Here is a 22,538-nt window from a genome sequence, read left to right on the forward strand (position 1 = left end):
TGCTCGCGATGGCTATGTGTCAGGCGATGATTGTTTTGTGGGTGTACATATCCATTGCTGCGGTAACGGCCTCTGGCGGTTTCGCTCTTACAGCGAGTTACTTGGAAAAACGGAACGCCGCCCGACCCCAAGTAACCAAGGGCTCTTGCCCCTTACGTTCGGTGCCTCGCCTAGGCTCGGCATCCCCTCGCTCCGGTCCTGCTCCGTGGGCCCGCCGCCATCGGCCATCCATGGCCGGGGGCGGCTAACCCGGCATCCATGCCGGGTTGCCCACTGCGCAGAACCTGCGCTCGGCCTCTCGAGGGGGCAAGAAGGTCAAAAGCAAACGCAAAAACAAAAGCAAAAGCGAGGCGGCTTAGGCAGTAACCACTTCAATCGCTGGCATTTGCCAGCGTTGATTGACCACCTGCTGCCCGGGTCCATACAGGCGCAGGACCAGGCTGAACGCCCCGCTCGCCGGCGTCGGCAACCAGTTGCTCTGCTCAGGCGGAGCGGCGTTCTGCAGGACCAACGTCAACCCACCGTCCGAATCCTCTTTCAAATGATCCCGGCTGCTCAGGCAGTAGCGATTGATCGGGTTGGCCACCAGTTGCCGGTCAGGCAAGTCATACAAGGTCAGCGACCAGAACTCGCTGGCCGGCGGCAATTGCCCCGGTGCGAAACGCAGGCGATAGCTTCGCCCGCCCTGCAAGGGTTGCCCCTGGTTATCCACGCGAGTGCCGGTGTAGAAGGCCTCTTCCACGCTGTTGCCGTAGATGCCGACATTCGCCGCGACTGCGCGGTTGAGGTAATTGCCGTTCAGCGCTTCGCGCGTGCCGAACAGGCCGAGGGTGCTGCGTACCTGGCTCACGGCGGTTTGCAGTTGCGCCCGGGCGTCCTGAATCCCGGCGAGCAGTGCCTGGCGCGTGGCCTGCGGCAACGTCGCCGGGTCGAAAGCCTGGCCGGGCACGATGCCGATCCGGGCAAAGCGTGCGCGCAAGGCTTGTTCGGACGGTTGCGTGGGGCACAGGCTGAGGATCTGGTTCAGCGCCGGGATAAACTCCAGCCCCAGCCCGGTCTTGCTGTCCCAGGGTTGCCAGTCAATGGCTGGCGCAGCCACGGGCGGCGCACTGCCGATGTATTCATGCAACGAAACCAGACCGTATTGCTGCTGCAAGGCCCGCACCGCCGGCAGGTCCCCGGCGTTTTTCAGACCCGTTCTTCCAAGCACCATGACGATTTCGGTTTCACTGCGCAGCACGGCCTTGACGCCATCCGGTGTCGGGCCTTGCCAGCCGGGTCCGGCGATCAGGTAATTCCCCGCTTCGCGACCGGTGCTGAGCACACCGACATAGGCAAAGTTGTGGGTGTACTGGTCGACCAGTTGAAGCACGTAATAGCGCTCGTCATCGACCGCCGGCACGCTCAACACCAGGGGTTCGCTGCGCAGGTCGAGCCAGGCCCAGGAGTACGGTGTGTCGTTGTTCGGCGTGACGATGTCGCGGTTGTTCGGGGTAAACAACTCGCCGTAATGACGAAAGCGGTTGAAGCCACCGACATACTCCGGCGCGGCCGGGTTGAGCGCCTGTTTTTCCATGGTCTGGTAATGCATGAGCATGGGGTAGGCGTAAATCCACGCCTCTTTGGCAATCTGCCGAGGGTCATCGGAATCGGCGGCCAGCAACCAGCGTGGAAACATCAGGCTGCCGCCCAATACCCCCATGCCGCCCAGCACCCGGCGGCGACTGCAAATCAGGTTCATGATTCGATCCTCGTTATCGTCGGCAACTGATAACTCCCGTCCAGTGCCCCGCCCCTGGGCAGGTACAGGCGCAACAGCAGGTTGAACGGACCTTGCGGCGTCGGCAGCCAGTTGCCCTGCGGCGCAGCCTTGGGCGCATCGGCTTGCAGGATCAGGGTCAAGCCGCCATCGGCATCGTATTGTAGACCAGGGCTGCGATCGCCCAGGGCGTAACGCTGGATCGGGTTGGCCACCAGCAACTGGGTTTTGCCGTCATACAGGGTCAGCGACCAGAACGCATTCACCGGCGGCAATTGCCCGGCGGGAAAATGCAGGCGATAGGCGTGCTGGCCGGTGAGCGCCTGGCCCTGGGCATCGTGCAACGCCATCGGGTACTGCGCTTCCACCGCATCGTTGGCGTAGATGTAGCGCCAGGCGACTGCGGCACGGGTCAGGTCATCGTCGCCGTATTTGCCGACGTTGGACGGCGACGGTAACCAGCCCTGCTGTTCTACCGACAGTTGGCTGGAGGCTGCGCGGACCAGTTCGCGACCGGCCTCGGCGCCTTGGGCGACGGCTTCGCTCAAGTCTTCCGGGGCCTGGAATGCGGTCCCCGGCTTCACGCCGATGGCGGCGAAACGGGCCAGTTTCTGTTGTTCGCTGGCGGTCCATTGGTGCAAGGGAGCCAGCGCGTTGAAGGTGCTGAACAGCGCCTGCGCCGGCCCTTGCTTGGTGTCCGCATACGCCGGCAGTTGCAGCGGTGCCAAGGGTTCAGGGGCCGCGCTGCCGCTGACTTTGGACAGCGGTTGCAAGGCGTAGCCCTTCAGCACTTGTGCGGCGTCTTTCTGATCCGCTTCGCCCTTGACCTCGGTCCGTCCCAACAGGAAGACCAGCCGGCTCGGCGAGCGAATCACCGCACTGAAACCCGATGGCACTGGCCCCTTCCAGTCCGGCCCGACCATCAGGTAGCGCCCCGCCTGCTCCCCCGTGGCGCGGGTGCCGATGTAGTCGAGGTTGTCGGTGCGCATGTCCACCAGTTGGAAGCTGTAGTAGCGGCCTTGCACGGCCGGCACGTCCAGCACCATCGGTTCGCTGCGCAGATCGAGCAAGGCGCGGGAATAGAAGGTGTCGTTGTTGGGCGACACCACTTTGTTGTCTTGCGGGCCGAGCAGGCGCGGCTCGCTGTAGAGATGGTTGAACGGCAGTTTAGCGGCGATGGCGCTGAGTACCTTGTCGTGTTCGACGGTGGCGTAGGCGAACACGTAGGCTTCCTGGGCCAGGGCTTTCGCTTGCTGTCGGTCGAGGGTTGCGGCGTGAACAGTGCCCAGGCTCGCGCCCAGGGCCAGAGCGGATATCCAATAGCGCATGGCAGATCTCCTGTAGCAAAACATCAGCACACACAGATCCCTGTGGGAGCGGGCTTGCTCCGGGCGGCGTTCCGACGAAAGCGGTGTGTCATGCAACATTGCAGTCGCCTGACACTCCCTCTTCGCGAGCAAGCCCGCTCCCACATTGGATTTGTGGTGGTTTGGCGAATGGTTACTTGGCCCAGCGCCGCAGGTCCGACGGGGTGTAGTCGTCAGTCTTGGCGGCGAAGCCCACGCGCATCGGCTCGGTCTCTTCGTTGGCCAGGCCGCCGGCGTAGTAGCGTCCGGAGATCAGGTCATAGGAGGTTTCCAGCACGTTATAGGTGAAGCCGTAGTCGTACTGCTGGATCGCGTGCAGTTCACCGCTGCGCCACAGTTCACCGCGGCTGTCGTACTGGTCCGACTGGGCGATCTGCCAACTGTCTTCGTCCACATAGAAGCGACGTTTGGCGTAGATGTGCCGGGCACCGGGCTTGAGGGTTGCCTCGACGACCCACACCCGATGTTTCTCGTAGCGAGCCAGGTCCTGGTTGACGTGGTTGGGCTTGATCACGGCGTCGTACTTGAGGTCGCGGCTGCCGATCTTGTAGCTGTTGTAAGGGATGAACAGCTCTTGCTTGCCCACCAGCTTCCAGTCGAAACGGTCCGGTGCGCCGTTGTAGCCGTCGATGTTGTCGGCGGTGATCAGGCCGTTGCTGTAACGGGCGCTGTTGTCGTAGGCGATCATCGGCGCACGACGCACGCGACGTTGCCCCGGCAGGTATTGCCAGGCCGAACGCGGCTCGGCGACCTGGTCGATCGGCTCGTGCACCAGCACCGCCTCGCCGGACAGACGCGCCGGTTCCAGCACCCGGCTCTTGAACATGAACAGGATGTTCGAGTTGGGTTCCAGCCCGCCCACGGTGTCGGCGAAGTTGATCAACGACTGGTTGCGCACATAGCTGGTGGCGCCGTTTTCACGCACCAGCGCGGCGCTGCTGATGCGCTCGTAGCTGCCGCCGCGATAACGGGTCATGTGGTTCCACATCACCTCCAGGCCTTCGGTGGGCAACGGAAACGGAATGCCCCTGGCATAGTCATGCAAACCGTTGCCGCCGTCGGCCATGCTGGTCTTGGCGACGTTCTCACGACTGGCCGCCAGTACCTCCTTGGGCAGATTGGCGCTGCGATGGCTCGGGTAGATGTTCATCTTGTAGGTGTCGGGAAAACGCTTGAACAACGCGATTTGCCCGGGGCTGAGAAACTTCTCGTACTGCGCCACGTTCTTTGCCGTGACCGTGAACAACGGTTTCTCGGCGGCATACGGATCGCTGTAGCCGCCCTTGCTGTCGACGGTGCCGGCGTTGCTCCCCAGGCCGCCGGTCCAGGCCGGAATGCTGCCGTCGGCATTGGCCGCCACTTCCGAGCCCATGGGGGTCAGGGTCTTGCCCAGTGCCGCCGAATCGATGCCTTTGGCCTGGGCCAGGCCGACGGTGCAGGCCAGGGCCAGCACGCACAATTGCATACGCATAACGGTTCTCCTTAGAAGTCTGCCTTGAAGCTGACGGATGCGAAATCGCGATCGTCGAGGGTGCTGTAGTCGTTGGAACCGAAGAACGTGTTGTAGGCCAGTTCCACGCTGTAATCGTTCATGTAGACGCCGGTCAGGCTCACGCCCAGCGCTTGCTGGCCTTCCTGGAACGGCCCTTGCGGATCGTAGGAATAGCCCGAGACGTCATGCCGCCAGTTGACGGCGGGAATCAGGTTGATGCCCGGCAACACATCGCTGTATTCGAGGCTGGCGCGCAGGCGATAACCCCACGACCAATCGGTGGCAAAGCCCTTGTCGGTGCAGTATTGGTTAGTCACGCCTGAAGCTACCGTGTTGCACGCCGTGCCGTTGCGCGGGGCGCTGCGGCCGAACGCGGCGTTACGGCCCAGGCGCTCGTCCCCCAGATCGTCGATGTGCACGACCCCGGCTTCACCGAACAGGCTCAGGCGCGTGGCACCCAGTACGTTGTCGATGGCCTGGGTGGCCGAACCGGTCAGTTGCCAGACACCCTTGCGTTCCCACGCATCGAACTGGCTACCATTGGTGGTGCTGAAGCCTGGCGGCAACTGCAACCAGGAACTGCCCCCCGGCCCTGAAATCACGGCGACGTTGACGTCAGGCGCGTTGATCGCGATCGGCATGTTCGGCCGGTAGCTCAACTCACCGGCCAGGGAAATCCCGGTGACCGGCTCGACGCCATTGAGGCTGATGCCGTAAAGGTGAATGTTTTCCGGGAAGGCCGCCGCATAGCTCGGCCCCTGGATGCCACCGGGGAAGGTGCCGGGCAAGGCGGTGTTCCTGGCGTCAATGGTGAAATACGGCAACCGCGAGTGATAGTTGATGTAGTAGATCGCCGCTTCCGCATCGTTGAGCGCCGGGATCATCTGGCGCAGGGCGAAGCCGAACTGGCCGTTGTCGGAGGGCGATTCGTTACCCCGGGACGTGGCGTACAAACCGGCGGCCTGCATCTGTTGATCGGTCTGTACCTGACTCAGGTACAGTGGCCCGCAACCCGGCTGGATCACATCGCTGCTGGCGAAGAAGGTGCCGCAACCATCGAGTACGCTGGGGCGCCAGTTGTACTGGTAGAAACCTTCGAGGTTGGTGCTGTCGGTCAGGCCGAAACTGAAGGAGACCATCTCCACCGGCAACTGGCCTTCCTTGATTTCCACGCCGGGACGGTTGAACGCCGAGATGTCCAGCGGGTTGATCACGTTGATGCCGTTCTGGATCAGCAGCGCTTCGCCCCAGGACAGCACCTGGTTACCGACCTTCACGTTCAGCGGATGCCCGGCCACCTGGAAGTCTTTCCAGACGTAGGCATCGAGGACCTCGAAACCCTTGAATTTTGACAGGTTGTCCCAGCCCGAATCGTCGAAATCCTTGAAGCGGCCATTGCCGGTTTCATAGGCATGGTCGTACCAGTATTTGAAGCGAATGAACGCGCCCTGGCCCTGGCCGTCGAGACTGACATCGGTGAGGCCCTTGAAGAGTTGCGAGATGGTGTCGCCCTTCTCGAAGTTCAGCCGGTTGTCGTCGGCGCTGACGCTGGTGCCATTGGCATTCACGCCCTGGGCCTGCAAGGCGTTGGCGCGGGTCATCAGGCTTTTGTCGGGGTTTTGCGTCGACCAGCTGCTGCCCAGGCTCAGGCTGGTCCTGGTCGACAGGCTCCAGTCTTCGTTGATGTCGAATGTGGTGGCGTAGGTTGGCCCCGTCAGTACGGCAAGAATCGCCAGCGCAAGGGGTTGCGGGCGAGAGTGGCCAAGCCGGTGAAGCCGCGGACGGACTCCGGCTACGGCCGAGCGTTTTTTTATCATTATTGGGCTCCGGTCAGGTTTGCTCAGCCTGGACACGGTGCCCAACTATCGGGCGGGACACGCAAGCGATGGCCGACAAAAAATAATCATCGGGGGAGTGCGGGGGGCCTCGATTAATTTCTGAAGGTGTGCATTTCCATCTCTGCGGATGCGGTCCCCTGTGGGAGATTCTATGGTTGAGGGAAAGCCCTCAACTGGCTTTTGGCTGATATTCGCTTTGCCCTTTCAGCAAGGCGAATACCACCCGAGCAAGCTTGCGAGCCAGCATCACCAGCGCCCGAGGCGGCCTACCGGCCGGCCTGGTTCTGATGTGTGCGTGTTTCCCTGTAGGAGCTGTCGAGTGCAACGAGGCTGCGATCTTTTGATTTTTGACAATGTCGAAGGGGGCGGAAAATCAAGATCAAAAGATCGCAGCCTGCGGCAGCTCCTACAGGGGGAATGCGTTTAGCCGAAAGAGATTGGTCGGCCATAAGGCCGCCATCGTCGGTACGCCGCCCGGACCAAGCTCGTTCCCACAGAAGAGCAAAGGCAGAGCAGCCCACACCACCGCGTCGCTTCTCACCACTCATCAGGCTGAGCGCAGGTGTTCATCCGGGGATGGGCGCGCAGCGCCGTTCGACGCAGTCGAACTCATTGCATGTAGGTCGAAGCGAAGCCGACCGGAGGGCAATGCCCCCGGATGAATGCCGCAGCGAAGGAACCCCGAGCCTTAGCGAGGGGCCGTACGTTCGGGGCGAGCGTTTTTTTGGTTACTTTTTTTAGGCGCTTGTAAAAAGTGACTCGCCGTAAGGGCGAAACCATAAGTCGCCTTTACCGCAGAAACGGATATGTACTCAGTCACTTTTTAGACCGGCACCACGCCCTCGACAATAATCACCTCAGCCATAGCGACCCCCTCACGATACCCCCTGGCCTCCTGATACAACGCCGACCGATAGCAAGCCACCGCCTGCTCATAGGAATCAAACTCGATCACCACACTGCGTTGCGGCGTAGGCCGGCCTTCCATCGCCTCGCTACGCCCACCCCGCGCCAGGATCCGCCCCCCATACAGGGCAAACGCCTGGGGCGCCCGCCGGGTGTATTGGCTGTATTGATCAGGGTCGGTGACATCCACATGAGCAATCCAGTAAGCCTTCATAGTGACCTCTCGGTTTATTTTGTATTATGGTATACCACATTACCAATCCAACAAATACCGAGACTCCAGCATGGCCTTCAACAGCATCGAAGAAATCATCGAAGATTACCGCCTCGGCAAAATGGTCCTGCTGGTCGACGATGAAGACCGGGAAAACGAAGGCGACCTGTTGCTGGCCGCCGACTGCTGCACACCCGAGGCGATCAGCTTCATGGCCCGTGAAGCCCGGGGCCTGATCTGCCTGACCCTGACCGACGAGCACTGCAAGCGCCTGGGCCTGGAGCAGATGGTGCCGAGCAACGGCAGCGTGTTCAGCACCGCCTTCACCGTGTCCATCGAGGCCGCCGTCGGGGTGACCACCGGTATTTCCGCCGCAGATCGCGCCTGCACCGTGGCCGCTGCCGTCGCCGCCCATGCCGGCCCCGCCGATATCGTGCAACCGGGCCATATCTTCCCGTTACGCGCTCGGGAGGGTGGCGTGCTGACCCGCGCCGGCCATACCGAAGCTGGTTGCGACCTGGCACGCCTGGCCGGCCATACGCCGGCCTCGGTGATCGTCGAAGTGATGAATGACGACGGCACCATGGCCCGCCGCCCGGACCTGGAAGTGTTCGCGCGCAAGCACGGAATCAAAATCGGCACCATCGCCGACCTGATCCACTATCGCCTGAGCACCGAGCACACCATCGTGCGCATCGGTGAGCGTGACCTGCCAACGGTGCACGGCACCTTTCGTCTGATCACCTTTGAGGATCGCATCGAAGGCGGTGTCCACATGGCCATGGTCATGGGCGATCTGCGCCGCGAGCAACCGACACTGGTGCGGGTGCATGTGATCGATCCATTGCGCGACCTGGTCGGTGCCGAATACAGCGGGCCGAGCAACTGGACCTTGTGGGCCGCCTTGCAGCGTGTCGCCGCCGAAGGCCACGGCGTGGTGGTGGTGCTGGCCAACCACGAATCCTCCCAGGCGTTGCTCGAACGGGTGCCGCAATTGACCCAGCCGCCCCGGCAGTTCAGCCGTTCGCAGTCACGGATTTATTCGGAAGTGGGTACCGGTGCGCAGATCCTGCAGAACCTGGGAGTCGGCAAATTGCGCCACCTCGGCCCGCCGCTGAAATATGCGGGCTTGACCGGGTATGACCTGGAGGTGGTGGAGAGCATTCCATTCACCGAGTGATTCCGAGTTTCCTCCAATGTAGGGGCTTGCCACAGTCATGCTCGCTTGAGCAACAAAATATTCGCTTTCGGCTGATAGCCGGTACGGCAAAGTGCTTGCACAAAGCTTGGAATACCATAATATGATATTCCATAGACCGGACAGTCAGCACTGACTCGACGGACCTACTGCTCCCGATAGGCGGGCACTCCAAGCCCCGCTCATAAACACAACAATGAGGGCGTGAAAATGGTGTTGAACAAACGTGCGACCGCGGTTCTTTTTGCGGGACTGCTGAGCGTCACCAGCCAGGCACTGCTGGCGGCTGAAAGCGTCAACTTCGTCAGTTGGGGCGGCAGCACCCAGGATGCGCAGAAGCAGGCCTGGGCCGACCCGTTCAGCAAGGCCAGCGGCATCACCGTGGTGCAGGATGGTCCGACCGACTACGGCAAGCTCAAGGCCATGGTCGAGAGCGGCAATGTGCAGTGGGACGTGGTCGACGTCGAAGCCGACTTCGCCCTGCGCGCCGCCGCCGAAGGCTTGCTCGAACCCCTCGATTTCAAAGTCATTGATCGCGACAAGATCGACCCGCGCTTTGTCAGCGACCATGGCGTCGGCTCGTTCTTCTTCTCCTTCGTCCTCGGCTACAACGAAGGCAAGCTCGGCGCCAACAAGCCTCAGGACTGGTCCGCGCTGTTCGACACCAAGACCTTCCCCGGCAAACGCGCCCTCTATAAATGGCCAAGCCCTGGCGTGCTGGAACTGGCGCTGCTGGCCGACGGTGTAGCGGCGGACAAGCTCTACCCGCTGGACCTGGACCGCGCGTTCAAAAAACTCGACACCATCAAGAAAGACATCGTCTGGTGGGGCGGCGGCGCACAGTCGCAGCAGCTGCTGGCCTCCGGTGAAGCGAGCATGGGCCAGTTCTGGAACGGCCGGATTCATGCCCTGCAAGAAGACGGCGCCCCGGTCGGCGTAAGCTGGAAGCAGAACCTGGTCATGGCCGACATCCTGGTCATTCCAAAAGGCTCGAAGAACAAGGACGCGGCGATGAAGTTCCTGGCCAACGCCAGCAGTGCCAAGGGCCAGGCGGACTTCTCCAACCTGACCGCCTACGCCCCGGTCAACGTCGACAGCGTGCAGCGCCTGGACTCGACGCTGGCGCCAAACCTGCCGACCGCTTACGCAAAGGATCAGATCACTCTTGATTTCGCGTACTGGGCCAAGAACGGTCCGGCCATCGCGACACGGTGGAACGAATGGCTGGTCAAATGAAAATGACGGCAACCGCGTCTCGTCCATCCACTGCCACCGGGAGCGCCACTGGCGCTGCCGGTTCGGCCCCCGCCAAGGCAGCTGTGATGACGCAATCCCCTTCCCTGGCGCAGCGCTGGCGTGGCGCGAGCAACCTGGTGCCCGCCCTGCTGTTTCTCGGCCTGTTTTTTCTGGCGCCGTTGATTGGCCTGCTGCTGCGCGGCGTGCTGGAACCGGTGCCGGGCCTGGGTAACTACGAACAGCTGTTCGCCAATTCGGCCTATGCCCGGGTGTTGCTCAACACCTTCTCGGTGGCTGGCCTGGTGACCCTGTTCAGCCTGTTGCTGGGCTTCCCGCTGGCCTGGGCGATCACCCTGGTGCCCCGTGGCTGGGGTCGCTGGATCCTGAACATCGTTCTGCTGTCGATGTGGACCAGTCTGCTCGCCCGCACCTACTCCTGGCTGGTATTGCTGCAAGCCTCCGGGGTGATCAACAAGGCGTTGATGGCCATGGGCATCATCGATCAACCGCTGGAGATGGTGCACAACCTCACCGGCGTGGTGATCGGCATGAGCTACATCATGATCCCGTTCATCGTGCTGCCGTTGCAGGCGACCATGCAGGCCATCGACCCGATGATCCTGCAGGCCGGTTCGATCTGCGGCGCCAGCCCCTGGACCAACTTCTTCCGGGTGTTCCTGCCGCTGTGCCGGCCGGGGCTGTTCTCCGGCGGCCTGATGGTGTTCGTGATGTCCCTGGGTTACTACGTGACCCCGGCACTGCTGGGCGGTGCGCAAAACATGATGCTGCCCGAGTTCATCATTCAGCAGGTGCAGTCGTTCCTCAACTGGGGCCTGGCCAGCGCCGGCGCCGCGTTGCTGATCGTGATCACGCTGGTGTTGTTCTACTTCTACCTGAAGCTCCAGCCGGAATCCCCGGTTGGCGCCAGCAACGCGAGGTAAGCCGTCATGCTCCTGACCCCCAATGCCATGAGCCGGCGCATGCGCTTCGGCCTGTACGCCACCACCGGGCTGATCGGTCTGTTCCTGCTGCTGCCGATCGTGTTCATCGTGCTGCTGTCGTTCGGTTCGTCGCAATGGCTGGTGTTCCCGCCACCGGGCTGGACGCTGAAATGGTACGGCCAGTTTTTCTCCAACGCCGACTGGATGAACGCGGCCATGGCCAGCCTCAAGGTCGCGGTGCTGACCACCTTCTTCGCCGTCGCTTTGGGCCTGCCCACCGCGTTCGCCCTGGTGCGTGGCCGCTTCCCCGGCCGGGAAATGCTCTACGGCCTGTTCACCCTGCCGATGATCGTACCGCTGGTGATCATCGCCGTGGCGGTGTACGCGCTGTTCCTGAAACTGGGTTACACCGGGACCATGTTCGCCTTCGTGGTCAGCCACGTCATAGTTGCCTTGCCGTTCACCATCATCTCGATCATCAACTCACTGAAGCTGTTCGATCAGTCGATTGAAGACGCGGCGGTGATCTGCGGCGCCTCGCGCCTGCAAGCGGTGTTCAAGGTGACCTTCCCGGCGATCCGTCCGGGCATGGTGGCCGGCGCCCTCTTCGCCTTCCTCGTCTCGTGGGACGAAGTGGTGCTGAGCGTGATGATGGCCAGCCCGACCCTGCAAACCCTTCCCGTAAAAATGTGGACCACCCTGCGCCAGGACCTGACGCCCGTGATCGCCGTCGCCTCGACGCTGCTGATCGGCCTCTCGGTATTGGTCATGGTGATCGCCGCCGCTCTGCGCCGGCGCAACGAAATCAGCGCTTGAGCGCCAGGAGTACGACATGAGTGCAGTGATCAAAGATTCCGCGCAGCAAAATGACAAGCCCCTGGTCAGCCTGCGTAACCTGAACAAGCACTACGGCGACTTTGCCGCCGTGGACAACATCTCGCTGGACATCAAGGACGGTGAATTCCTCACCTTCCTCGGCTCCAGCGGCTCGGGTAAAAGCACCACGCTGTCGATGCTGGCCGGCTTCGAAACCCCGAGCAGCGGCGAGATCCTGGTCAATGGCCAGTCGCTGGTGAACGTGCCGCCGCACAAACGCGATATCGGCATGGTGTTCCAGCGCTATTCGCTGTTCCCGCACCTGTCGGTACGCGACAACATCGCCTTCCCGCTGGCCATCCGCAAACTGGCTACCGCCGAGCGCGAGCGCCGGGTCGATGCGATGCTCAAGCTGGTGCAACTTGAGCAATTTGCCCATCGCCGCCCTTCACAACTGTCCGGTGGCCAGCAGCAACGGGTCGCCATTGCCCGGGCGCTGGTCTACGAACCACGCATCCTGCTGATGGACGAACCCCTCGGCGCACTGGACAAGAAACTGCGCGAAGACTTGCAGGATGAACTGCGTCAGCTGCATCGACGCCTGGGCATCACCATCGTCTACGTGACCCACGATCAGGAAGAAGCCATGCGCCTGTCCCAGCGCATCGCGATTTTCAGCCACGGCAAGATCGTCGGTTTGGGCAGCGGCTACGACCTGTACCAGAATCCACCGAACGCCTTTGTCGCCTCGTTCCTCGGCAACTCGAACTTCCTCAAGCTCAAGGCCCAGGGCAATGCGGTGGCGACCTTCGAAGGGCAGCCGCTGTCGATTCGCCTGACCGCCGGCCTGCAAACCGATCAGGACGTGCTGCTGATGGTGCGCCCGGAAAAAGCCCTGGCCCTGAGCAATGAACAAGCCCTTGCCGAACCCCTGGCCGCCGGCTGGAACGAAGTCTCGGCCAAGGTCGTGGAAGTGTTGTTTCTCGGCGAAAGCCAGACCTGCAGCGTGGTCACTGCTGGCGGTACCTCGATGACGGTCAAGGCGCTGTCCGCCGCCGGAATGCCGCTCAAGGCAGGCGACCCGGTGCGGGTGCGCTGGGCCACCGCCGATGCCTGCGTCTACACCGAATGGGCCGAAAGCGACCTGAACAAGGCTGCCGGCGCTCACTGATCCATTGGCCTGCGCGCGCGGGCCACTATAATGAGTCACCCTCGGGCCACCACAACGTCGGGTTGTGGTGGCCTTTTTTCTGTCGCCTGTAAGATAAATTGGACAACGGATTCCTAAAATCCCGGTTTAATGCTAAATAGTGCTCAGTATTTTTAACACCCGACCCTGTCGTGCCACACAGTGCAACGAGAATAACGATATGAAAGTCCATTTCGAGAAAAGTGAAGTGTTTGGGACCCTCCACCTGCAAGCGGCGGTGGCAGCATGATCGAAGTTACCGAAGTTTCCATCGCCGAGCTGCGCGCCGCGCTCGAATCCGGCCAGACCACCTCCGTTGAACTGGTACAGGCTTATCTCGCGCGAATCGACGCCTATGACGGCCCCGAAACGCCTACCGCGCTGAACGCGGTCGTGGTGCGCAACCCGGAGGCGCTGGCCGAAGCGCAGGCGTCCGACGACCGTCGTGCCAAGGGCCAGACGCTGGGAGCGCTGGACGGTATCCCCTACACCGCCAAGGACAGCTATCTGGTCAAGGGCCTCACCGCCGCTTCCGGCAGCCCGGCCTTCAAGGACCTGGTCGCCTATCGCGATGCGTTCACCATCGAACGCCTGCGTGCTGCCGGGGCGATCTGCCTGGGCAAGACCAACATGCCGCCGATGGCCAACGGCGGGATGCAGCGCGGCGTCTACGGCCGCGCCGAGAGCCCGTACAACGCTGACTACCTCACCGCCCCTTTCGCCTCCGGCTCGTCGAACGGCGCGGGTACTGCCACTGCCGCCAGTTTCGCGGCCTTCGGTGTGGCGGAAGAAACCTGGTCGAGCGGGCGCGGCCCGGCCTCGAACAATGGCTTGTGCGCCTACACCCCTTCGCGCGGGGTGATCTCGGTACGCGGCAACTGGCCGTTGACCCCGACCATGGACGTGGTCGTGCCGTTTGCCCGGACCATGGCCGACCTGCTCGAAGTGCTCGATGTGGTGGTGGCCGACGACCCGGACACCCGTGGCGACCTGTGGCGCCTGCAACCCTGGGTGCCGATCCCGAAATCCTCTTCGGTCCGCCCTGAGTCCTACGTGGCGCTGGCCGCCAACAGTGATGCGCTCAAAGGCAAGAAGTTCGGCATTCCACGCATGTACATCAACGCCGACCCTGAAGCCGGTACGTCCGAAGCACCGGGCATTGGTGGCCCGACCGGCCAGCGCATCAATACCCGTCCTTCGGTGATCGGGCTCTGGGAACAGGCGCGCAAGGCCCTCGAAGCCGCAGGCGCCGAAGTGCTCGAAGTGGACTTTCCGCTGGTTTCCAATTGCGAAGGCGATCGTCCTGGTGCGCCGACCGTGTTCAATCGTGGCATCGTCTCCAAAGAATTTCTGCACCATGAATTGTGGGACCTGACCGCCTGGGCCTTCGATGATTTCCTGCAAGCCAACGGCGATCCCAAACTGAATCGCCTCGTCGATGTCGACGGCCCGCAGATCTTCCCTCACGACCCGGGCACCCTGCCCAACCGCGAGGGCGACCTGGCCGCAGGCATGGACGAATACGTGCGAATGGCCGAGCGCGGCATCACCCCGTGGGACCAGATCAGCACGGTGCCGGACGGCCTGCGCGGGCTGGAAAAAACCCGCAAGATCGATCTGGAAGACTGGATGGATCGCCTGGGGCTCGACGCGGTGCTGTTCCCGACGGTGGCCGATGTGGGTCCGGCGAATGCCGATGTCGATCTGCAATCGGCGGACATCGCCTGGAGCAACGGCGTGTGGGTCGCCAATGGCAACCTCGCCATCCGTCACCTGGGCGTGCCAACGGTCACCGTGCCGATGGGCGTGATGCCGGACATCGGCATGCCGGTCGGCCTGACCTTTGCCGGTCGTGCCTATGACGACTCGTCGCTGCTGCACCTGGCATCGGCGTTCGAGTCGACCGGCAGCAAACGCATGATCCCGCCGCGTACTCCGCCATTGGTTGCGGGCAAGCAGTAAATCGTAAAACCGTGGCGGCTCACTCGAGCCGCCATTGCTTGCCGATCAAGGATCAACCTGAGCCATCAGTTCCGGAATCGATTCCGACCGCTTGGCATAACGCTGCGCCAGCACCGCACAGACCATCAGTTGAATCTGGTGGAACAGCATCAGCGGCAAGATCAGCAAGCCAATGGTGCTGCCGGCAAACAACACCTGCGCCATCGGCACCCCGGTCGCCAGGCTTTTCTTCGAACCGCAGAACAGAATGGTGATGCGGTCTTCCTGATTAAAACCGAACGCCTTGCCCAGTACGGTCGCGGCCACCAACACCAGCGTCAGAACGATGCAGCAAACCAGCACCAGCCCGACCAGATCCAGCAATGGAATCTGCTGCCACAGGCCTTCGATTACCGCCTCGCTGAACGCGCCGTAGACCACCAGCAAAATCGACCCCTGGTCGACGAACTTCAACCAACTCTTGTTGCGCGCCACCCAGTTGCCGATCCAGCGCCGAGCGATTTGCCCGGCAATGAACGGCAGCAGCAACTGCACGCTGATCTTGAGAATGGCGTCGAGGGTCGAGGAGCCTTCGCCGTGCACGTTCAGCAGCAGGGCCACCAGCAACGGCGTGAGGAAAATCCCGAACAGGCTCGACGCCGCCGCGCTGCAAATCGCCGCCGGGATGTTGCCCCGAGCCAGGGAGGTAAAGGCAATCGCCGACTGCACCGTGGCAGGCAGCGCGCAGAGGTAGAGCATGCCCATGTACAGGTCATTGCCGATCAGCGGCGACAGCAGCGGCTTGAGCGCCAGGCCGAGCAGCGGGAACAGCACGAAGGTCAGGCTGAACACCAGCAGATGCAGGCGCCAGTGCCCGGCACCGGCGATGATCGATTCGCGGGACAGCTTGGCGCCATGCAGGAAAAACAGCAGCGCGATGGCGATGTTGGTCAGCCAGCCAAAACCGACCGCGACCTGACCGCTGGCGGGCAGCAGGCTGGCGAGCGTCACGACGCCGATCAGGGTCAGGGTGAAGTTGTCGGGTAACAGACGGGGGCGAGTCATGGGGTTGATCATCCGGGGGTTGCCAGTACGTGAAAGCGACTCTAACGTGACTGGGAATTACCGACTAACGCCGATGAGCCAGCTGATGCCGCCTAAAGGACATGACAAGAGTGTTCGACGCAGTATTCCCGGGCTGTCCAGCCTGCCACGACCGCTCTATGGCCGTACCGAATCGCTGCCCAATCGCGCCCTGACCCGGCGCCACAGCCATCCGTGGGTGCAGCTTTCCTATGCGATTGCGGGCGTGCTCGAAATACAGACCGGCGCCGGGCGCTTCGTCGCCCCGCCGGAGCGTGCGGTGTGGATTCCGGCGGGCATGCCGCACCGGGTGTTCAGTTCGCCGCGCACGGAGATGCGCAGCCTGTACATCGATTGCAGTGTCTCGACGTGGGCGCCGCCGGGGTGTCATGTGTTGGGGGTCAGCGACTTGTTGCGTGAGTTGATCCGCGCCTTCAGTCAGATACCGGTGGAATACGATCAGGACGGACCGCACGGTCGGTTGGCCCAGGTGATTCTGGATCAGTTGGCTGAGGCGCCACAGATCGACCTGATGCTACCCCAGCCCCAGGACAGCCGATTGCGGCAAATCGCCCAAAGCCTGGAGTCGCACCCGGAGCAACAGACCACCCTCAGTCACTGGAGCGACCAATTCGGCGTCACCGAGAAAACCCTCAGTCGCCTGTTCCTGCGCGACACCGGCCTGACCTTTCGCGCCTGGCGCCAGCGCTTGCGTTTGCTTGGCGCCCTGACGCCACTGGAGCAGGGCGAGCGCGTGACCGACGTCGCGTTGGCCTGTGGCTACGATTCGACCTCGGCGTTTATCGCGGCCTTCCGTCAGCAGTTCGGCGAGACACCGGGGGAGTTTTTTCGCTGAGCCCCACACAGAACAAACTGTGGGAGCGGGCTTGCTCGCGAATGCGCTGGATCAGTCGACATATGCATTGACTGACACTCTGCCTTCGCGAGCAAGCCCGCTCCCACAGGGTCATGTGGTGTACACAAAATCTGTGCCCCACAGAGATCTCACACAATTTCTCGCTGTTACTGATCGGACTTGATACTGGTCCAGACCCGCGTACGCACCCGCTCAAGCTTTTGCGGCAATGGCTGCACGACGTACAGCGTCTTCAAGGCCTCGCTGGTCGGTGTCAGGTTCGGGTTGCCGGTGATGTCCTTGTTGATCAGCGCCAGCGAGTCCTTATTGGCATTCGGGTAACCGAGGAAGTCGCTGATCGGCGCGATGACTTTCGGGTCCAGCAGGTTGTTGAGGAATTCGTGGGCCTCGGCGACGTTCTTCGCGCTTTTCGGGATGGCGAAGGTGTCGAACCAGATCGGTGCGCCCTCTTTCGGCAGGCGCCAGTCGACGACCACGCCGTTGCCCGCCTCTTTGGCGCGATTGCCGAATTGATAGAAGCTGCCGGAGTAACCGATGGCCACGCAGATATCGCCGTTGGCGATGTCGGTCATGTACTTGGCGGAGTTGAAGTAGGTGACGTAGGGGCGAACCTTGAGCATCAGCGCCTTGGCTTTTTCGTAGTCATCGGGGTTCTGGCTGTTCGGGTCCAGCCCCAGGTAATGCAGGGCCAGCGGCAGGATCTCCGACGGCGAGTCGAGCATGGCGACGCCACAGGCCTTGAGCTTCTCCATGTTCTCGGGCTTGAACACCAGGTCCCAGCTGTCCACCGGTGCATTCTCGCCCAGCGCCGCCTTGACCTTGGCCGGGTTGAAGCCGATCAGCACGGTGCCGTACATGTAGGGCACGCCGTACTGGTTGCCCGGGTCGTTCTTGTCCAGCAGCTTGAGCAAGGCCGGGTCCTGGTGCGACCAGTTCGGTAGCTTGGATTTGTCGAGTTTCTGGAACACGCCCGCCTTGATCTGGGTTTCGATGAACTGGTTCGACGGCACCACCAGGTCGTAACCCGAGTTGCCGGTCAGCAGCTTGGCTTCCAGGGACTCGTTGGTGTCGAAGGTGTCCCAAGTCACCTTGATCCCGGTGTCCCTGGCGAAATCCTTGGGCACCGACGGCAGGATGTAGTCCGCCCAGTTGTACACCCGCAATTCGCGCTGTTCGGCGTGCACCGCGCTGGCCAGCAGCGACAGTGTGCAAACGGTGGCGCCCAGTATGCGTTTCATTGAGTCCATGGATCATTTCCCCAAGTGTGGCGTGAGTTCGATGGTTTTTATGTTCTGTACACGGCAGCGGCCTTGAAAGTAGCCAAGGGCAAGGAAGTGAAGCGTCTGGTTGTGGTTTCAATGCGGGTTGCCGACTCAGCCACCCGCGTCTGATTCTTGCTGACGGCGTGGTCGGTTCACAGCGTGAGGCAGGCCAAAAGGAGACCGAAATGGCCAAAATAGGTGTCCGCATTGATCAGCGGCGCGAAGCACTTCACCGTGGGTTAGTCCAAACAGCCGATGCCCGGGCAGTCTCCTTGCTGCTTATTGCGCATCACACCAATAACAAGATCGCGAGGCTTCGATGCGTGCTCCACTCCTGCTTGCCCTGCCCCTGCTCGGCCTGCTCAGCGCCTGTTCCGAACCCTATGACCCACAACCGCTGGCCGGCACCGGCAATGCCACTGCATTGATCGGCAGCGCCACTGTCCCTCGACCGCTGAGCGGCGCCATACCCGCCAACCCCTTCATGGCCAGCAACGGCAGCAGCTACATGCATGCCGATGGCTACAGCTCCGACTCGCACCCCGGCCCCGGTCCATTGGGCGGCGACATGCAAGTGAGCAGCCGCGACGGCAGTCGCAAGCCCGGCGGCATGTGCCCGATCCATACCTTCGATCAGCAGGGTCGCCTGGTGGTGCTGTGCGCCAACCTGATGCAGTTCGAACTGCAACTGCTCGAACCGCGCACTCTCAAGCTGCTGGCCCGCTACCCGCTGCCGCCGCGTCCGTCGACCTTCCACGCGCTGATTACCCTGGACCCGGACAAGATCATGGCCGACACCTCCGGCGCCTATTTCTATGTCGACGAACAGAATCGCGTGGTCATCGCCGATGCCGAGCAGCACATCCAGCGCGTGGTGCATCGTCAGGATCAATCCGGTGCGTGGTCGTTCGAAGAGGTCGACAACTGGGACCTGAGCGACAAGGTTCCCCACGATTGCGTGCGCCCTACTTCCTGGTTTCCCAAGGGTGAGTGCGATCCCATTACCGGGGTCATGCCTGATCATCAGGGCTTGATCTGGTGGATCACCCGACGCGGGCGCATCGGTACCCTGAACCCGAACACCGGCAAGGTCCAGGGCATCCAACTGGCCAACGAAGAAATCCAGAACGGCATGTCGGTGGCGGCCGATGGCGTCTATCTGGTGTCCGACCACGCCATGTACCGCTTCGCCGCCGATGCCGAGGGCAATCCCGTGCAAGGCTGGCGCGAAGTCTACGACCGTGGCACCGGGCGCAAGGTCGGGGCGATCAATCAGGGCAGCGGCACGACCCCGACCCTGCTCGGCGAGCGCTACGTCACCATCACCGACAACAGCGACGGGCGCATCAACCTGCTGGTCTACCGTCGCGAGCAGGACTACGCCGGCAACCGACTGATCTGCAAGCTGCCGGTGTTCGACAACAACGCCTCGGCCACCGACAACTCGGCCATCGGCTGGGGGCGCTCGATCATCCTCGAGAACAATGCCGGCTACACCAGCGCCTTCGCGCAGAAGGACTGGCAGGCCGTGCATGGCGGCATCAGCCGCATCGACATCCGCACCGATGAGTCGGGCTGCGACCGGGTCTGGGAATCGAAGGAGCGGTCGCCTTCGGTGGTCCCCAAACTCTCGGTGAGCAACGGCCTGTTGTACTTCTACACCTTCGAGCCGCAGCCCGACGGCGAGAACGCCTGGTACCTGATGGCGCTGGATTTCGACAGCGGCCAGACCCGATTCAAGGCGTTGAGCGGGGTCGGCCAGGCGTTCGACAACAACTGGTCGCCGATCACACTGGCACCGGATGGCACGGCCTATGTCGGGACTTTCGGTGGGTTGGTTGCGCTTTGGGACAAGGGTGTGAATGCAGTCAATGAGCCACCGCGCTTCAGCGAGAAACAGACAAACCGGGGTCCTGAATGAGCCGGCCCCCTGTGGCGAGGGAGCTTGCTCCCGCTCGGCTGCGCAGCAGTCGCACATCCTGCCGACGCGGTATATGACCGAATAATGGGGGCCGCTGCGCGACCCAGCGGGAGCAAGCTCCCTCGCCACAATCACCCTCTGTTCTATCTCGTTGCTCACCTACAACAACGACAAGGTGTAGTTGATGATGAACCGGCTCTGATCCACGTTGCGGCCCGCGTCAGTGTTCGATTTGGCATTGCGCAAGGAGAACCCCACCCCCTTGAACGTGCCCGACTGCAACACGTAGTCCAGGGTCATGTCGCGCTCCCACTCGGACTGGTCACTGGCGTTTTGCGCCTTGATGTCCATGCCCTTGAGATACACGATCGAGGCTTTCAGGCCCGGCACGCCCAAGGGCGCGAAGTCGTAGGTGTATTGGCCGAAATTGGTCTGCTCGCCGGCCCGGGCAAAGTTCTGGATCATCTTGTCGGTGGGCAGGTAGACACTGCCGCCGCCCGCCCCCTTGTCCACCAGGCTGCCCTGGTTGGGCTGGACGAAGTTGCTGCCGCCACCCACCTGTTGATGCCCCACCGACACCGCGTGCCCGCCATGGGTGTAGGTGACCATCGCAGACCAGGTGCTGTTGTCGATTTCACCGTCGTTGTCGTCGGTATAGCCCGACACCCGATAGCCTTGCGCGCGGCCGGCGGCAGAGCTGTTGGCACCGCTCGACGTGGTGCGGAAATAGCGCAGGTCGGTGGTCAGTGAGCTCGCGCTGTCGATGGACAGGATGTGCGTCAGCCCGAGGAAGTTCTGGTTGTAGAAGTCTTCCAGTTGCGCGAAGTAATACTGGGTCTTCAGATTCCTGGTGAGGTTGTAGTCGCCGCCGGCGTAGTAGAACTTGTTGCTGTCCTGCGTGCTGCCGGCGACCGACAGGCCTGTGCGGTCCGTCGAGGCACGCCCTACCGCGTGCTCCAGCACACCGCCGGTCAACGTCAGGCCATCGATGTCGTTGGATGTGACCTGCGCGCCGGTAAACGATTGCGGCAACACACGGGCATCGTTCGCCAGCAGGATCGGCAATTTCGGCAGCAAGGTGCCGTAGCGAAATTCCGTCCTGGCCAGGCGCATCTTCGCCGTAGGACCGAAGCTGCTCCAGGCGGCCGCCGCGCCGTCGCCGTCAGAGGGAATCATGCCGCTGCCGACGTGGCGCCCCGCGCCGCTGTCCAGCGTGATGCCGAGCAATGCCTGGGCATCGAGCCCGAACCCCACCGCGCCCTGCGTAAACCCGGACTCATAGCGCAACACGAAACCCTGGGCCGCCTCTTCGGTTTTCGAAGGGGCCGCGCTGCCATCGCGATTGTCGCTGTTGAAGTACAGGGTGCGCATGGACAGGCTGGCCTTGCTGTCTTCCAGGAAACCATGGCTTGCGGTGTCAGCCGCTTGTGCGCACACCGAACTGGTGGCCAGCAAGACTGCGGTGGGGATGGCTCGTTTGAACATAGGGTGCTCCTGGGTGTTTCTTATCGTTATTTGAAGGTTTCACCGCCAGGCAGGACCCGGTTGCCGCCCACGCAACAGCGCTCAACACGGGCGCGAAAACAGGCGCGCTCGATGAGTGGCATGAGCATCGTACGTTCGGGGTGAGGGTTGACTGACTGGCTTGTGAAACTCTTAAAACATTTCGAGAGGCTATTATCAAACGCGATGAAAGTAGTTTTCGTGCAGGGATAAGGCTTGTCGCGCAGGGATATGGACGATCACTGTTTTTGTATATCGGTGCGGCGGATTTTCACCATACTGACATCGTCGGCGGTGCTCGGTGGCTGCTTGCCTGTCCCAACAGGAGCAATGACCCATGAACGATCAAATCGAACTTTACGGCGCGAACACCGGCAACAGCCTGCGGGCAGCGATTGCCCTGGAAGAGTCGGGCATCGCCTACACCGCACGCAGGCTCGACCTGTACGCACAGGAGCATCGTGGGCCGGCCTTCCTGGCACTTAACCCGGCCGGGAAAGTCCCGACCCTGATCGATCACGGGACAGCGCCGCCGCTGGTCATCAACCAGTCCAACGCCATCATCCAGTACGCGGACTCCATTGCCCCCGGAAGGCTCGCACCGGCGCAGCCGGGACCTGCGCGCACCCGGGTGATCGACCGCTATTTCTTTTTCGTGACCGATGTCATCGCCCCCAGCCATGCGGCGTTTTTCCTGCACCAGGCGGGGCAGGACAAGGCCGCGGCGGTCATTGATCTGCGGGTGATCGAGCAACTGACTTACGCGGAATGTTTTCTGGCTGCCGGATTCATGGCCGGAGAGCAGTTCTCCATGGCTGACATTTCGGCGTTCACCATCGTCACAGCGTTCCGTGATCGACTGGAATGGAAAGAGCTTCCGCAACTTTCGCGCTGGTTCGACTCGGTCGAAGCCAGGCCGGCGGTACAACGCGGCCTGAATGCGTTCAATCATTGCTGAGCGATTGACGAAAACAAAAATGCCCGACAAAGCGCCG

General features: G+C 62.1%; 17 protein-coding genes and 1 pseudogene. 9 read left to right on the plus strand and 9 right to left on the minus strand.

Going from position 1 to position 22,538, the window contains the following annotated elements; all coding sequences use genetic code 11:
• Positions 1 to 355: 355 nt before the first annotated feature.
• The 6 genes and pseudogenes from ACM6IT_RS12335 to ACM6IT_RS12360 form a co-directional block, all read right to left on the minus strand.
• On the minus strand, positions 356 to 1,741 hold the full coding sequence (locus tag ACM6IT_RS12335; RefSeq protein WP_414912974.1) for a DUF1254 domain-containing protein: 1,386 nt from the start codon (positions 1,739 to 1,741) through the stop codon (positions 356 to 358).
• Positions 1,738 to 3,087, minus strand: coding sequence for a DUF1254 domain-containing protein (locus ACM6IT_RS12340; protein WP_414918091.1), 1,350 nt, complete (start codon positions 3,085 to 3,087; stop codon positions 1,738 to 1,740). Before ACM6IT_RS12340 ends, ACM6IT_RS12335 begins: the two co-directional genes overlap by 4 nt.
• A gap of 172 nt (positions 3,088 to 3,259) precedes the next feature.
• A complete protein-coding gene (locus ACM6IT_RS12345) occupies positions 3,260 to 4,597 on the minus strand; it encodes a DUF1329 domain-containing protein (protein WP_414918092.1) in 1,338 nt (445 codons plus the stop codon).
• Positions 4,598 to 4,608: 11 nt separating this feature from the next.
• Positions 4,609 to 6,435 (minus strand): DUF1302 domain-containing protein, encoded by a 1,827-nt coding sequence (locus ACM6IT_RS12350; protein ID WP_414918093.1) that lies wholly within the window; start codon positions 6,433 to 6,435, stop codon positions 4,609 to 4,611.
• Between the two features lie 190 nt (positions 6,436 to 6,625).
• Positions 6,626 to 6,715 (minus strand): annotated as a pseudogene (locus ACM6IT_RS12355) (IS110 family transposase); the annotation flags it as partial.
• A gap of 564 nt (positions 6,716 to 7,279) precedes the next feature.
• Positions 7,280 to 7,576, minus strand: coding sequence for a DUF1330 domain-containing protein (locus tag ACM6IT_RS12360; RefSeq protein ID WP_414912970.1), 297 nt, complete (start codon positions 7,574 to 7,576; stop codon positions 7,280 to 7,282).
• Between the two features lie 70 nt (positions 7,577 to 7,646).
• Between ACM6IT_RS12360 and ribBA the strand changes: the two genes are divergently transcribed.
• From ribBA to ACM6IT_RS12390, 6 genes are all read left to right on the plus strand, one after another.
• Entirely contained in the window at positions 7,647 to 8,756 is a 1,110-nt protein-coding gene (gene ribBA / locus ACM6IT_RS12365) for a bifunctional 3,4-dihydroxy-2-butanone-4-phosphate synthase/GTP cyclohydrolase II (protein WP_223541504.1), read from the plus strand.
• 228 nt (positions 8,757 to 8,984) lie between these two features.
• Positions 8,985 to 10,010: an ABC transporter substrate-binding protein gene (locus ACM6IT_RS12370; RefSeq protein WP_056723596.1), complete on the plus strand. Its 1,026-nt coding sequence runs from the start codon at positions 8,985 to 8,987 to the stop codon at positions 10,008 to 10,010.
• Entirely contained in the window at positions 10,007 to 10,951 is a 945-nt protein-coding gene (locus ACM6IT_RS12375; RefSeq protein ID WP_056723593.1) for an ABC transporter permease, read from the plus strand. The genes ACM6IT_RS12370 and ACM6IT_RS12375 overlap by 4 nt, the downstream gene beginning before the upstream one ends.
• Positions 10,952 to 10,957: 6 nt before the next feature.
• A complete protein-coding gene (locus ACM6IT_RS12380) occupies positions 10,958 to 11,767 on the plus strand; it encodes an ABC transporter permease (protein WP_007976227.1) in 810 nt (269 codons plus the stop codon).
• Positions 11,768 to 11,783: 16 nt separating this feature from the next.
• The gene (locus ACM6IT_RS12385) at positions 11,784 to 12,938 is read left to right on the plus strand and encodes an ABC transporter ATP-binding protein (RefSeq protein WP_414918094.1); all 1,155 of its coding nucleotides are present in this window, start codon (positions 11,784 to 11,786) and stop codon (positions 12,936 to 12,938) included.
• 264 nt (positions 12,939 to 13,202) lie between these two features.
• Complete coding sequence (locus ACM6IT_RS12390) at positions 13,203 to 14,918, plus strand: amidase (RefSeq protein WP_414918095.1); 1,716 nt, start codon at positions 13,203 to 13,205, stop codon at positions 14,916 to 14,918.
• A 45-nt stretch (positions 14,919 to 14,963) separates the two neighbouring features.
• Here the strand turns inward: ACM6IT_RS12390 and ACM6IT_RS12395 are convergent, their stop codons facing one another.
• Positions 14,964 to 15,962 carry a bile acid:sodium symporter family protein gene (locus tag ACM6IT_RS12395; protein ID WP_056723684.1) on the minus strand — a complete coding sequence of 333 codons (999 nt, stop codon included), beginning with the start codon at positions 15,960 to 15,962 and terminating at the stop codon, positions 14,964 to 14,966.
• Positions 15,963 to 16,047: 85 nt separating this feature from the next.
• Between ACM6IT_RS12395 and ACM6IT_RS12400 the strand changes: the two genes are divergently transcribed.
• Positions 16,048 to 16,836, plus strand: coding sequence for an AraC family transcriptional regulator (locus ACM6IT_RS12400; protein ID WP_414918096.1), 789 nt, complete (start codon positions 16,048 to 16,050; stop codon positions 16,834 to 16,836).
• Between the two features lie 167 nt (positions 16,837 to 17,003).
• On the opposite strand, the gene ACM6IT_RS12405 is transcribed toward ACM6IT_RS12400, so the two are convergent.
• The gene (locus ACM6IT_RS12405; protein WP_056723585.1) at positions 17,004 to 18,104 is read right to left on the minus strand and encodes a polyamine ABC transporter substrate-binding protein; all 1,101 of its coding nucleotides are present in this window, start codon (positions 18,102 to 18,104) and stop codon (positions 17,004 to 17,006) included.
• Between the two features lie 334 nt (positions 18,105 to 18,438).
• On the opposite strand from ACM6IT_RS12405, the gene ACM6IT_RS12410 reads away from it, so the two are divergent.
• Positions 18,439 to 20,040: a hypothetical protein gene (locus ACM6IT_RS12410; protein WP_414918097.1), complete on the plus strand. Its 1,602-nt coding sequence runs from the start codon at positions 18,439 to 18,441 to the stop codon at positions 20,038 to 20,040.
• A 159-nt stretch (positions 20,041 to 20,199) separates the two neighbouring features.
• Here ACM6IT_RS12410 and ACM6IT_RS12415 read toward each other — a convergent pair whose 3' ends face one another.
• Positions 20,200 to 21,525 (minus strand): OprD family porin, encoded by a 1,326-nt coding sequence (locus ACM6IT_RS12415; RefSeq protein WP_414918098.1) that lies wholly within the window; start codon positions 21,523 to 21,525, stop codon positions 20,200 to 20,202.
• A gap of 355 nt (positions 21,526 to 21,880) precedes the next feature.
• On the opposite strand from ACM6IT_RS12415, the gene ACM6IT_RS12420 reads away from it, so the two are divergent.
• A complete protein-coding gene (locus tag ACM6IT_RS12420) occupies positions 21,881 to 22,501 on the plus strand; it encodes a glutathione S-transferase family protein (protein WP_414918099.1) in 621 nt (206 codons plus the stop codon).
• Positions 22,502 to 22,538 lie beyond the last annotated feature (37 nt).

It is taken from the genome of Pseudomonas sp. IT-P4, from assembly GCF_949767755.1.
In the GTDB taxonomy this organism is placed as follows: domain Bacteria; phylum Pseudomonadota; class Gammaproteobacteria; order Pseudomonadales; family Pseudomonadaceae; genus Aquipseudomonas; species Aquipseudomonas monachiensis.

Excerpts from the sequence above, each read along its gene's own strand:
- ACM6IT_RS12335 (WP_414912974.1), bottom strand. The coding sequence starts at position 1,741 with ATGAACCTGATTTGCAGTCGCCGCCGGGTGCTGGGCGGCATGGGGGTA.
- ACM6IT_RS12420 (WP_414918099.1), top strand. The coding sequence starts at position 21,881 with ATGAACGATCAAATCGAACTTTACGGCGCGAACACCGGCAACAGCCTG.
- ACM6IT_RS12390 (WP_414918095.1), top strand. The coding sequence starts at position 13,203 with ATGATCGAAGTTACCGAAGTTTCCATCGCCGAGCTGCGCGCCGCGCTC.
- ACM6IT_RS12385 (WP_414918094.1), top strand. The coding sequence starts at position 11,784 with ATGAGTGCAGTGATCAAAGATTCCGCGCAGCAAAATGACAAGCCCCTG.
- ACM6IT_RS12400 (WP_414918096.1), top strand. The coding sequence starts at position 16,048 with ATGCCGCCTAAAGGACATGACAAGAGTGTTCGACGCAGTATTCCCGGG.
- ACM6IT_RS12410 (WP_414918097.1), top strand. The coding sequence starts at position 18,439 with ATGCGTGCTCCACTCCTGCTTGCCCTGCCCCTGCTCGGCCTGCTCAGC.
- ACM6IT_RS12340 (WP_414918091.1), bottom strand. The coding sequence starts at position 3,087 with ATGCGCTATTGGATATCCGCTCTGGCCCTGGGCGCGAGCCTGGGCACT.
- ACM6IT_RS12415 (WP_414918098.1), bottom strand. The coding sequence starts at position 21,525 with ATGTTCAAACGAGCCATCCCCACCGCAGTCTTGCTGGCCACCAGTTCG.
- ACM6IT_RS12405 (WP_056723585.1), bottom strand. The coding sequence starts at position 18,104 with ATGGACTCAATGAAACGCATACTGGGCGCCACCGTTTGCACACTGTCG.
- ACM6IT_RS12370 (WP_056723596.1), top strand. The coding sequence starts at position 8,985 with ATGGTGTTGAACAAACGTGCGACCGCGGTTCTTTTTGCGGGACTGCTG.
- ACM6IT_RS12360 (WP_414912970.1), bottom strand. The coding sequence starts at position 7,576 with ATGAAGGCTTACTGGATTGCTCATGTGGATGTCACCGACCCTGATCAA.
- ACM6IT_RS12375 (WP_056723593.1), top strand. The coding sequence starts at position 10,007 with ATGAAAATGACGGCAACCGCGTCTCGTCCATCCACTGCCACCGGGAGC.
- ACM6IT_RS12345 (WP_414918092.1), bottom strand. The coding sequence starts at position 4,597 with ATGCGTATGCAATTGTGCGTGCTGGCCCTGGCCTGCACCGTCGGCCTG.
- ACM6IT_RS12395 (WP_056723684.1), bottom strand. The coding sequence starts at position 15,962 with ATGACTCGCCCCCGTCTGTTACCCGACAACTTCACCCTGACCCTGATC.
- ACM6IT_RS12350 (WP_414918093.1), bottom strand. The coding sequence starts at position 6,435 with ATGATAAAAAAACGCTCGGCCGTAGCCGGAGTCCGTCCGCGGCTTCAC.
- ACM6IT_RS12380 (WP_007976227.1), top strand. The coding sequence starts at position 10,958 with ATGCTCCTGACCCCCAATGCCATGAGCCGGCGCATGCGCTTCGGCCTG.
- ribBA (WP_223541504.1), top strand. The coding sequence starts at position 7,647 with ATGGCCTTCAACAGCATCGAAGAAATCATCGAAGATTACCGCCTCGGC.